The sequence below is a fragment of the Nocardioides sp. genome (genome assembly GCF_036503465.1).
GTDB lineage: Bacteria > Actinomycetota > Actinomycetes > Propionibacteriales > Nocardioidaceae > Nocardioides.
In genome coordinates, this window is the sequence record NZ_DASXWU010000095.1 from 1 (window position 1) to 11,758 (window position 11,758).

General features: G+C 70.0%; 9 protein-coding genes. 4 read left to right on the forward strand and 5 right to left on the reverse strand.

What is annotated here, in order from left to right; translation table 11 throughout:
• The coding region (gene rpsA / locus VGK78_RS17100) for a 30S ribosomal protein S1 (RefSeq protein ID WP_331528930.1) at positions 1–1,404 on the forward strand (1,404 nt) is incomplete at its 5' end.
• A 157-nt stretch (positions 1,405–1,561) separates the two neighbouring features.
• Here rpsA and VGK78_RS17105 read toward each other — a convergent pair.
• From VGK78_RS17105 to VGK78_RS17115, 3 genes are all read right to left on the reverse strand, one after another.
• Positions 1,562–1,858, reverse strand: a complete 297-nt coding sequence (locus VGK78_RS17105; protein WP_331528931.1) for a hypothetical protein — start codon at positions 1,856–1,858, stop codon at positions 1,562–1,564.
• Between the two features lie 143 nt (positions 1,859–2,001).
• A complete protein-coding gene (locus tag VGK78_RS17110) occupies positions 2,002–2,526 on the reverse strand; it encodes a type IV toxin-antitoxin system AbiEi family antitoxin domain-containing protein (protein ID WP_331528932.1) in 525 nt (174 codons plus the stop codon).
• Positions 2,527–2,776: 250 nt separating this feature from the next.
• A complete protein-coding gene (locus VGK78_RS17115) occupies positions 2,777–5,860 on the reverse strand; it encodes a M36 family metallopeptidase (protein WP_331528933.1) in 3,084 nt (1,027 codons plus the stop codon).
• 251 nt (positions 5,861–6,111) lie between these two features.
• Here VGK78_RS17115 and coaE point away from each other — a divergent pair, with 251 nt between their 5' ends.
• Positions 6,112–6,711, forward strand: a complete 600-nt coding sequence (gene coaE, locus VGK78_RS17120; protein WP_331528934.1) for a dephospho-CoA kinase — start codon at positions 6,112–6,114, stop codon at positions 6,709–6,711.
• 10 nt (positions 6,712–6,721) lie between these two features.
• On the opposite strand, the gene VGK78_RS17125 is transcribed toward coaE, so the two are convergent.
• Together VGK78_RS17125 and VGK78_RS17130 are read right to left on the reverse strand one after the other, a co-directional pair.
• On the reverse strand, positions 6,722–7,675 hold the full coding sequence (locus tag VGK78_RS17125) for a sigma-70 family RNA polymerase sigma factor (protein ID WP_331528935.1): 954 nt from the start codon (positions 7,673–7,675) through the stop codon (positions 6,722–6,724).
• 173 nt (positions 7,676–7,848) lie between these two features.
• A complete protein-coding gene (locus tag VGK78_RS17130; protein ID WP_331528936.1) occupies positions 7,849–10,065 on the reverse strand; it encodes a S9 family peptidase in 2,217 nt (738 codons plus the stop codon).
• Positions 10,066–10,120: 55 nt separating this feature from the next.
• On the opposite strand from VGK78_RS17130, the gene VGK78_RS17135 reads away from it, so the two are divergent.
• Positions 10,121–11,026, forward strand: a complete 906-nt coding sequence (locus VGK78_RS17135) for a GNAT family N-acetyltransferase (protein WP_331528937.1) — start codon at positions 10,121–10,123, stop codon at positions 11,024–11,026.
• Positions 11,016–11,717, forward strand: a complete 702-nt coding sequence (locus tag VGK78_RS17140; protein WP_331528938.1) for a 5-oxoprolinase subunit PxpA — start codon at positions 11,016–11,018, stop codon at positions 11,715–11,717. Before VGK78_RS17135 ends, VGK78_RS17140 begins: the two co-directional genes overlap by 11 nt.
• The last annotated feature ends 41 nt before the right edge of the window (positions 11,718–11,758 follow it).

The window sequence follows — 11,758 nt, forward strand, 5'->3', positions numbered from 1 at the left end:
CAAGAGGACGTCCTCGCCGCGATCGACGGCACCATCAAGTACTTCAACGACGGTGACATCGTGGATGGCACCATCGTCAAGGTCGACCGGGACGAGGTCCTGCTCGACATCGGCTACAAGACCGAGGGCGTCATCCCCTCGCGCGAGCTGTCGATCAAGCACGACGTCGACCCCAACGAGGTCGTCACCGTCGGTGACAAGGTCGAGGCCCTGGTGCTCCAGAAGGAGGACAAGGAGGGCCGGCTGATCCTGTCCAAGAAGCGCGCGCAGTACGAGCGCGCCTGGGGCACGATCGAGCAGGTCAAGGAGGAGGACGGCGTCGTCGAGGGCACTGTCATCGAGGTCGTCAAGGGCGGCCTGATCCTCGACATCGGCCTCCGCGGCTTCCTGCCGGCGTCGCTGGTCGAGATGCGCCGGGTGCGTGACCTCCAGCCGTACGTCGGTCAGACGCTCGAGGCGAAGATCATCGAGCTCGACAAGAACCGCAACAACGTCGTGCTCTCCCGCCGCGCCTGGCTCGAGCAGACCCAGTCCGAGGTACGCCACGGCTTCCTGACCCAGCTGCAGAAGGGCCAGATCCGCAAGGGCGTCGTGTCCTCGATCGTGAACTTCGGTGCCTTCGTCGACCTCGGCGGTGTGGACGGTCTGGTCCACGTCTCCGAGCTGTCGTGGAAGCACATCGACCACCCGAGCGAGGTCGTGGCCGTCGGTGACGAGGTCACCGTCGAGGTGCTCGACGTCGACATGGACCGCGAGCGGGTCTCGCTGTCGCTGAAGGCGACGCAGGAGGACCCCTGGCAGCACTTCGCCCGCACCCACCAGATCGGCCAGATCGTGCCCGGCAAGGTCACCAAGCTGGTGCCCTTCGGCTCGTTCGTGCGGGTCGAGGAGGGCATCGAGGGCCTGGTCCACATCTCCGAGCTGGCCGAGCGCCACGTCGAGATCCCGGAGCAGGTCGTCCAGGTCAACGACGACGTCATGGTCAAGATCATCGACATCGACCTCGAGCGACGTCGCATCTCGCTGTCGCTGAAGCAGGCCAACGAGACCGCCACCGCCGCCGACGTCGAGGAGTTCGACCCGACGCTCTACGGCATGGCCGCGACGTACGACGAGCAGGGCAACTACATCTACCCCGAGGGCTTCGACCCCGAGACCGGCGAGTGGCTCGAGGGCTACGAGGAGCAGCGCAAGGCCTGGGAGGACCAGTACGCCCAGGCGCACGCCCGCTGGGAGGCTCACGTCAAGCAGCAGGAGGAGGCCAAGCAGGCCGAGGTCGAGGCCGGCGAGGCCACGTCCTACTCCTCCGACAGCGAAACCTCGACCGACACCGACTCGGGCTCGCTGGCCTCCGACGAGGCGCTCCAGGCGCTCCGCGAGAAGCTCACCGGCGGCGCTTCCTGAATCCCGGCCGCTGAACGTACGACGCCCCCGGCACCTCAGGTGCCGGGGGCGTCGTCGTCGGTGGCGGCGGTTTCCCCGGTGGACCGGGGATCGATGACGTTCTCGCGGGAAACTTCGACCGAAGACGTCATGGACAGGCCGAGAACCTGCACGACGGTCAGACGTTGGACGTTGTACGACGGCGCGCTGCTGCGGCGCGAATGCGAGCGACGATGCGTTCTGGGTGCGCGAGGTCTGACCAGGTCACCCGGATGCACTCCCAGCCGGTGAGGGCGCGCACCGTCTCCTCTCGGCGTTTCTCGCGCATGAGCACGTCGACGGGACTCTCGCCGGCGCGTCGTAGCTCGTCGTACTTCACTCTGCCGTCGACCTCGACCCATACCCCGAGCTCGGGCCAGGCGAAGTCCAGGCGTGCGATCACGCGGCCGCCGTCGCGCACCTCGAACTGGGGCACCGGGGCCGGCAGGTTGTGAAGGTAGAAGGCGTAGAACCATCGTGTCTCCGCGACGGAGTCCGGCCGAGGATCGCAGAGGCGAAGGACGAGTTCCGTGGTGAGCGTCCGCGGCCACATCTCCATGTCGACGTACCGGGAACGAATCAGCTCGAGCTCGTCTTGCCCGCTCTCAGTAGTCCGTTGACCGCGACGAGGCTGTGCTCGACGTCGACGATGGTGCAGATCTCGAGGGCGGTGCGGGTCCCGTCCATGTAGGCCAGGTCGCCGGAGAGCTCCACGTCGGCGTCGGTGATCCGGCCGCAGTGCTGTACGACGCCTGCCTCGTGGCGCCCGGTGCGACCATCGCGGCGCGTGAGGTGGACGTCGTCCAACGGGAGGTCCCACCAGGACGTCCCCAGCACCGAGAGGCTGCTGGTGTGGGAGAGCACGACGTCGGCCCTTGCTGTGCGATACGCGGCACGACTGCGAAGCTGGAAGCGCCCGATCGTGTCGTAGGTCTCCCAGAGATGTTGAAAGGTATAGGCGCCATGCCGAACCCGCACCCAGTTGCCCGCCCGGATCTGTCGGGTGATCGCGCGGTCGCTCATGCCGAGGGCGAGAGCCTCACGCCGGAGAAAGACGCCATGATCGCGGCAGATGGCTTCGAGGTGATCGTCGAGCAGTCCCATGGTCGGGGATCTTGGGCGCAAGAATCCCTCGGGCGAACGCGCCGACCGGCCACTTGTGGAAAGCGCACGCGGCGGCCGGTGCTGTGGATGGTCAGAGGCCCCCGACCTCGCGGGGTTCTCGGCCGATCCATGACGTCCTGGGCCGAGATTTCCACCCAGAACGTCAGCGATCCCCGGTGTACCGGGGAAACCGCCGGCAACACGACGGCCCGGACCGTGAGGTCCGGGCCGCCGCGTGGTGCTGGGTCCGTCAGGGCGACGGGGTACCGAAGACCGCCAGCTCGCTCATGTCCGCGAACGAGCAGCCGGAGTAGCCGCCCTGGGTGGACGGGTCGCTGCAGATCGACTCGAACGTGCCGGTCTCGTCCCCGTTGTCCCGGGCTGCCTCGACGACCTGGTCACCCAGGATGGTGAACCGGACGTACTGGGTGCCATCCGTGTTCCCGGTCGGGTCCACCTGGTTGAGGTGGCCACGCGCCGCCTCGCCGAAGTGACCCTGCGCCACCGTCGCCCACGACGTGCCGTCCGCGGAGACCTCGATGGAGTAGTCACCGGTCGAGGCGCTGCCCGAGTCACCACAGGTGGCCTTCGGGTCGACGCCGAAGCTCGTCACGTCGACCGCGTGCGGCAGCTTCACGACGATGTGCTTCGGGACAAAGGTGCCGGTCGGGTCACCCGCGTCGTCCCCGACGGTGCTTCCCCAGCCGGTGCCGAGACTGCCGTCGATGGCACCGCTCGGACCGCAGCCGAAGGCGGAGTAGTCCGGACCGTTGAAGTCCGTGACCGTTCCACCGCCGCTGCTCATCGCCCAGTCGCGCTGGACGCTGAAGTTCGCGGTGGCGTGGTCACCCACGGGAACGGTCACCGACTTCGAGTCCGTCAGGTAGCCCGGACCCTGCACGACGACCTTGGGGTAGGTACCGGGGTACATGCCCGCCGTGGACCCGATCGTGTACGTCCCGTCATTCGCGGTCACCGTGCTCAGCTGGTCGTCGAACCCGGCCACGAACACCGTGGCTCCAGCCACCGGGTCGCCCGTCGCCGAGTCGGTCACGGTGCCCTGGATGTACTGGTCGGTGTTCAGCGTGTCGGGGCTCGGCGGCAGATGGAAGTCCTCGGCCACGTCGGTGTCGGCGCTGTTGATCGACGCAGCGAAGAAGCCCATCCCGCGGTTGGCGAAGATGCGCCACAACGTGGCCGTGTGGTCGCCTCCGTAGGCCACCAGGTCCGCCTGCAGGATCGCGTTGCGCATGTCGAGCATGGACGGGTCGTTCGCCGAGAGCGACATGCCGCGCGTGATCACGGTGTCGGCCACGCTGTGCCCGAGCGCCTTGCGGATGTCCCAGAGGGTCTGGGCCCACACCTCACCCGAGCTGTGCACCTCCGCGCTGCCGCCGATCGCGACCAGGTCGCCGTAGGTGTAGCCGCCCTGGATGTTCGCCGCCGGGTTGTAGGTGTCGAAGCATGCCTTGCTGGTCGATCCGACCGAGCAGTCCATGGCCATGGACCGGAACGGCACCGTGAGACCGTTGCTGTCTCGCTGTCCGCCCATCAGGTACTGGCCCTCGAACACCTGGCCGTCCGCCGACGTGTCCTTCTGGAAGTGGCGGTGGACCAGGTAGTCCATCGCGTAGTAGTCCGACCACGCCTCGCCCATGGAGCCCGCCTGCAGGCTGTTGAGCGTGGAGTTCCCGTCGGCGTCGACGACCAGTCGGTTGGACAGACCGTGGGTGTACTCGTGCAGCAGCACCGACGCGTCGAAGGCACCGCTGGTCGGGTTGTACGGGTCGTAGTCGTCCGGGTAGCCGGGCAGGTGCCACAGGTACATCTGCATGACCGGAGGGGTGCCGTCCGGCGGGGTGTTCATGTTGGCGTTGTCGATGTGGCCGGTGTCGGGCATGCCCTTGGCCACGTCCGCGCCGTCGAGCACCTGCTGCAGGACCGGGTCGCCGCCTGCGGTCGTGAAGTTGCCCGCCTGCGGGGTGAACCGGATCGCCGCGTCGTTCTGCAGGTAGTCGTGGTAGGTGTTGGCCAGGTAGAACGCGTTGTTCTCGTTGGCCTCCAGGTTGGTCCTCCACGACCGGGCGGTCTCGGCGTCCCAGGTGCACAGGAAGTGCGTGGTGCAGAACTTCGAGAAGTCGTAGTCGCTGTACGGACTCCCGCCGAACGTCCCGTCGGGCGGGTAGACGTCCTTCTGGGTGTCGGTGAAGATCACGAGCTTGCCGGTCGCGCCGTTCTTCTTGCCCGGCACGGCGGTCTGCTCACCACCGTTGATCCTGTTGTCGTCGTTGAGGTCGGCCCAGGTGATGACGCTCCGGCCGTCCAGTTTCCGGTCGCCCTTCGTCAGCCAACCCTTCTCGAAGAAGTTGACCACCTTCGGGGCGCCCGGCTGGGTCCGGTGGCCGTTCACGAGGGGTCCGGCCGGAGCCCCGGGGTAGTAGTCGTAGACGTAGGCGTCGCCCGAGGCCTTGTCCACCGTCGAGTGCCGGTAGAGCGCCTTGCCGGTCGCCGCGTCGATGACGTGCTGGTAGGCCTCGCCGTCGCCGGTCTGGACGTACGTCGACCAGCCCGGCCGCAGGCCCGTGGAGGTCAGGAACCACACCTTCGTGGCGTAGTCGTGGTTGGCCCACCGGGTCGTGGCCGACGCGCCACGGCTGCTGGAGGTCACCTGGTGGCTCTGGACGGAGCCGTGGACGTTCGTCGCCGCATGCGAACGCGCCTGAGCCGCGTCGACGCGGCTCGCCGGCGCCTGCCGTGCCAGGTCGGCCAGGCCGGAGACGGGCGAGCCGAGGACCGAAAGAACGCGGCCGTCACGGGTCACGTTCACCTGCAGGCCGTTGCCGAAGACCAGCGTGCCGTCGACCCGCTGCTGCCAGGACAGGTGGTGCATGCCCAGCTGGTCGACGTAGTCCTTGCGGAACACGAACGTCGAGAGATCACGCGAGGTCAGCCCGAGGGCGTCGAGGTGGGACTTGACGAAGTCGAGCGCGATCGTTCGCGCCGACCCCTGGTGCGGGCCGGTCAGGAACCCGTCGAGGCGACCCAGCTGCCGGGGGGTGCCGGTGAGGGGATCGATGTCGACGATCGCCTGCCCACCGAGCCCGGCGAAGTACTGCTCGGCCGACGTGCTCTGCTGGTGAGCCACAGCGCGCTGAGCCTTGACGAGCGCCGTACCGCTCAGGTCGCGGTGGTCGAAGTCCTCGGGGGTGTGGGCGGTGCGTCCCCCCGTGCCTCGCATGTCCGAGGTCCCCGAGAGCGATGGGGCGCGCTGGTGGCCGGTGTCCGCCATGCTCGGCACTCCGAGCATCGCGATCGTGACCGCCGTGCTGCCCACCGCTGCGGCGGACAGCCACTTCCTGTTTCCTGACACCACTGTTGAGCCCTTCTACTGTGTGGAAGGAGTAAGTGCCGGGCGAATGGCGTGGATCACACACCCCGGCCCGGCGAGTGCACCCTAAGTAGTTCTGACCCGAATTGGCCAGGGCCCCCCGCCGATCCCTCGGCAAATCCGCACTTTGGGGTGAGCCGGCGCGTCACGGCGTACGCACGGCCGCTCATCCTGGGCTCCTGCGTAGGGTTTCGCGCATGCGGGTGGGACTGACCGGCGGTGTCGCATCGGGCAAGAGCACCGTGTCGGCCATCCTGAGTGACCTCGGGGCCGTCGTGGTCGACGCGGACGCGATCGCTCGTGAGGTCGTCGAGCCCGGTACGCCGGGACTCGCGGCAGTGGTCGGCGAGTTCGGGCCGGACGTGCTCGCCGAGGACGGGCGGATCGACCGGGCGGCGCTGGGCGCCTTGGTCTTCGCCGACCCGTCACGCCGGGCGGTGCTCGAGGCGATCGTCCACCCGCTGGTGCGCGCCCGGGCCGCCGAGCTCGAGGCCGCGGCGCCGGCCGGGGCCCTGGTCGTCCACGACATCCCGCTGCTGGTGGAGACCGGTCAGCAGGCGAGCTTCGACGCGGTGGTGGTGGTCGACGTACCCGAGGACCTACAGGTGGAGCGCGCCGTACGCGAGCGGGGGTGGAGCGACGCCGAGGCACGGTCTCGCGTCGCCGCGCAGGCCGCGCGAGCCGATCGGTTGGCCGCGGCCACCTACGTCGTCGACAACTCCGGGACGCTCGAAGACCTCCGCCGGCGCGTGGCGGAGGTCTTCGAGGAGCTGGTCCGAGCCGAGACGACCAGCTAGCGGCCGGCTCTCACGCGGCCAGGTCGGGGTCGCCGAGGCGACGGAGCTTCTGCAGCGCCTCGCGCTCGAGCTGGCGCACTCGCTCGGCGGAGATGCCGTGGCGGGCGCCGATGTCTGCCAGCTTGTGCTGGCGTCCGTCGAGGAGCCCGTAGCGGGCCCGGATGATGTCGGCGGCGCGGTCGTCGAGCTGGCCGACGAGGGCGTCGAGCCGCTCGCGCGACTCCACGTCGAGGACGGTGTCGTCCGGTCCCGGCGACGTCTCCTGGGCCATCAGGTCGCCCAGCGAGGTGTCGCCGTCGTCGTCGACGGGCGTGTCGAGGCTGACGTGGTCGCGTCCCCAGGCAATGAGGTCGAGGACCCGCTCGATGTCCATGCCGAGCTCGGCGGCGATCTCCTCCGGCTCGGGGTCGCGGCCCAGCTGGCGCTCCAGGGTGCGGCGGGCGCCGCCGACCTGGTTGAGCTCCTCGACGACGTGCACGGGGAGCCGTACGACGCGGGCCTGCTGGGCGATGCCGCGGGTGATGGCCTGGCGCACCCACCAGGTCGCGTACGTCGAGAACTTGTAGCCCTTGGTGTAGTCGAACTTCTCGACCGCCCGGATCAGGCCGGTGTTGCCCTCCTGGATCAGGTCCAGCATCGGCATCTGCGCCCGGCCGTACTTGCGGGCGATCGAGACCACCAGCCGCAGGTTGGCGTTGATGAACTGGTCGACGGCCTTCCGGCCCTCCTCGGCGAGCCACTCGAGCTCGGCCTCGTTGGCGGACATCGGGGCGCCGCCCTTCTTGCGTCCGATACGGCCCTCGGCGAGCAGGTGCTCGGCGTACAGACCGGCCTCGATCGTCTTGGACAGCTCGACCTCGGCGGCCGCGTCCAGCAGCGGTGTGCGGGCGATCTCGTCGAGGTACAGGCCGACGCTGTCGCGGCCCTCGATCTCCCGGGTCGCGCTGATGGTTCGTGCTGCCATGACGCCCTCCTGTACTGCGCAGGACCTACCAGTCGGTAGGTACCCACATCACCTGAACGCACCGGGGGGCGGGGGGATTCCCGCTCCGGACCGTTCGGACCCTTCACCCGTCCAGACGAGTGAGAGGGTCGGTGAGTTGCGTCGCCCAGGAACTCTCAGGGAGTTCTCAGGGGTCAGCGAGCACCCGTCCGCGGCGCGCTGGCGCGCCAGGCGACCGGGTCGACCTCGGCGAGGCCCATCCGGTCCAGCATCCAGGCCTGGGCGAACGCACGGTCGCGCCAGGAGCGGTAGCGGCCGGACACCCCGCCGTGCCCCGCCGACATCTCGGTCTTGAGCAGCACCTCGGGGCGACCCCGGCCGTCGGGCGCGGTGGCCCGGAGGCGGGCCACCCACTTGGCCGGCTCGACGTACAGCACGCGGGTGTCGTTGACCGAGGTGGTGGCCAGGATGGGCGGGTAGCTCTGCGCCCCGACGTTCTCGTACGGCGCGTAGCCGGCGATGTAGTCGTAGGCCTCCACGTCGTCCTCGGGGTTGCCCCACTCGTCGTACTCGGTGACCGTCAGCGGCAGGCTGGCGTCGAGCATCGAGGTGAGGGCGTCGACGAAGGGGACCTGGGCGACGAGACCGCCGAACAGCCCCGGGTGCTCGTTGGCCGCCACGCCGATGAGGAGGCCGCCGGCCGATCCCCCCTCGCCGAGCATGGTCTCGTGGGAGGCCCACCCGGTCTCGACCAGGTGCCTGGCGCAGGCGGCGAAGTCGGAGAACGTGTTGCGCTTGTGCAGCAGCTTCCCGTCGTCGTACCAGCGGCGACCCATCTCCCCGCCGCCGCGCACGTGCGCGATCGCGACGCCGGCACCGCGGTCGAGCAGGGAGAGGCGAGCCACGGAGAAGCCGGGGTCCGAGGAGAGCTCGTACGCGCCGTACCCGTAGAGGAGGAAGGGGATCGGCCCCTCGTCGCCGGCGGGCCCGCGGGCTCCTCGCCGGCAGACCAGCGAGATCGGGACGCGCTCGCCGTCGTCGGCCGTCGCCCACAGCCGGTGCTCCTCGTACGCCGCGGGGTCGTGGCCCCGGACCGGCTGCTGCTTGAGGAGCGTGAGCTCACGGCTGCGGACGTCGTAGTCGTAGACCGACCCCGGCACCGTGAGCGAGGTGTAGCTCAGCCGGACCGTGGGCTGGTCGAACTGGGCACCACCTCCGCCGCCGACCGTGTAGACCTCCTGCGGGAACTCGACGAGGTAGTCGTCGCCGGGGCCGTCGGCGCCGAGCTCGACGATCCGGAGCTGGGTGAGGCCGCCGCTGCGCTGATGGATGACCAGGTGACCGGCGAACGCGGCGACGTCCTCCAGGCGCACCCGCTCGTCGTAGGGGACGAGCGGCGCCCAGCCCGAGGGGGGAGTCGGGGCGATCGCGCAGGACCCGATCTCGAAGTCCGCGCCGGTGTGGTTGTGCTGCACCAGGAAGAGGTCCTCACCGGCGATGACCGCGTGCTCGAGCCCGTACTGGAGTCCCTCCTCCCGCGGGTGGAACACGACCCACTCCGCGTCCGGGTCGCTGCAGTCGAGGTACCGGTTCTCCGTGGTGTTCTTCGATCCCGACGCGATCACGAGGAACCGTTGGGTGCGGCTGCGGCCGATGCCGACCCAGAAGCGTTGGTCGGTCTCGTGGAAGACCAGCTCGTCGGGCTCGGTGGACCCGACCCGGTGCCGCCACACCTTGTCGCGGCGCCAGGTGTCGTCGACGGTGCAGTAGTAGAGGTCGCGACCGTCGGGGCTCCACACGCCGGGGCCGAGGACGTCCTCGATCCGGTCGGGCAGCATCTCTCCGGTGGTCAGGTCCTTGATCTCGAGCACGAACCGCTCGTTGCCGACGGTGTCCGTCGCCACCGCCAGCCGGGTGCCGTCCGGGCTCACCGTCACCCCACCCACGCTGTAGAAGTCGTGGCCCTCGGCCAACGCGTCGTGGTCGAGCAGCACCTGCTCCCCTGGCAGCGCGGGCCGATCCGGCCCGGCGTCCTCGTCCGGCGCCGGCGGGGTCCAGTCGTCCTCGTCGAGCACCGGGACCCGGCACGCCGCGCCGTACTCGCGCCCCTCGAACGAGCGGCCGTAGTACCACCACCCGTGGTTGCGCGACGGCACGGAGAGGTCGGTCTCCTTGGTCCGTGCCTTGATCTCGCCGAAGATCGCCTCGCGCAGATCCGCCAGGTGGGCAGTCCTGGCGGCGGTCCAGGCGTTCTCGGCCTCGAGGTACGCCGTCACCTCCGGCGTCCCCTTGGCCCGCAGCCAGTCGTACTCGTCGGTCCGGCTGCGTCCGTGGTGCTCACTCGTCACCGGCCGGCGGTCGGCGACGGGAGGTCGATCCGGGGCCGTCTCGTCCGCGGCTGCGCTCGTCATGCTGCGGACCTTAATCGCTCGCATCCGGCCACGGCTCGACCACTACCATCGCGTCGTGATCCAGCTTCGTGACGTTCCGGCCGAGCGGCTCGCCGCGCGCACCGCGGACGCGATCGCGCGGGTGGTGGACCGGCGCGTGAAGAGCCGGTTCCTCGACCCGGACGAGGCCCGGGCGCAGGCCGAGCGGCTCGTCGAGGAGAACGCGGACAGGTCCGCCTGGCTCGAGATCGTGGACGACGACGCCGTGGCCGGATGCGTCTGGCTGGGGACCGAGGGCGAGGAGCTGATCGTGTTCGACGTCGTGCTCGACGAGCCCGCCCGGGCCGCCGACCTCCTTCCGGCGCTGGTCGAGCGCGCCCGGGACCAGGGGTCTCGGATGATCGGGCTCGGGGTGGAGCGCAACGAGCCGACGCGCGAGGCGATCAGCGCACTGCCGGGCTTCCGGCTCCGCGCGACCAACATGGCACTCCACCTGGACCGCCCCGTGGCAGATCCCGCGCCGGTGACGCTGCACCCGATGACGCAGGACGAGTACGACGTGTTCATGGCCGGCGAGGTCGAGGGCTTCGCCCAGGAGCTCGCGTCCGCCGGCATGGACCTCGAGCGGGCGCTCGAGCGCAGCCGCACGATGATGGCGGAGCTCCTGCCCTCCGGCCTCGAGTCGCCGGGCATGGAGTTCCACACCGCGCGCGTGGAAGACGTGGTCGTCGGTGAGCTCTGGCTGAGCACCGTCGAGACGATGGCGTTCGTCTTCAACGTCGTCGTGCGACCCGGGCAGCGGCGTCGTGGCTACGGCGCGGGGATCATGAACGCGGCGGCGATCCGGTGCCGCGACCTCGGTCATCCGGTGCTCGGGCTCAACGTCTTCGCCCACAACCCGGGCGCACGCGCGCTCTACGACAAGCTCGGCTACGAGGTCACCCACGACTACCTGACCTTCGACCTCCCCGATGCCCGTTGAGACCCGCTCCGTCGACCTGAACGCCGACCTCGCCGAGGAGGTCACCGACGACGCCGGGCTGCTGGCGGTGGTGACGTCGGCGAACGTCGCCTGCGGCTTCCACGCCGGCACCCCGGCGATCATGCGTGCGGTCTGTGCCGAGGCCGCGCGACGTGGCGTCGTCGTCGGTGCCCAGGTGTCCTACCGCGACCGCGAGCACTTCGGCCGGATGGCGCTCGACGTGGCGCACGACGAGCTGCGGGACCAGGTGGCCGAGCAGGTCGCGCTGCTGTCGGAGATCGCCGCGGGCGAGGGGACGCGCGTCTCCTACGTGAAGCCGCACGGCGCGCTCTACCACCGGGTCACCGACGACGCCGAGCAGGCGGACGCGGTGCTGGCCGGATCCGGCGACCTGGCCGTCCTGGGCTTTCCGGGCTCGCGACTGCTCGCGCTGGCCGAGGCGGCCGGTCGCGCGACGTACGAGGAGGGGTTCCCCGACCGCGGCTACGCCGACGGCCGGCTGATCGACCGTGACCGGCCGGGAGCTCTGCTCGAGGACTCCGAGGAGATCGCGTCGCAGGCGGTGCGGCTCGCCCCGGCCGTCGCGTCGCTCTGTGTGCACGGCGACTCACCGGGTGCCGTCGCCCACGCGCACGCCGTACGGCGGGCCCTCGAGGCGGCGTCGTACCGCGTTGCGCCGTTCCTCGACTGACCCTGCTCCGGCCCGCGCTTGTCCACAACATCGGGCCCTCC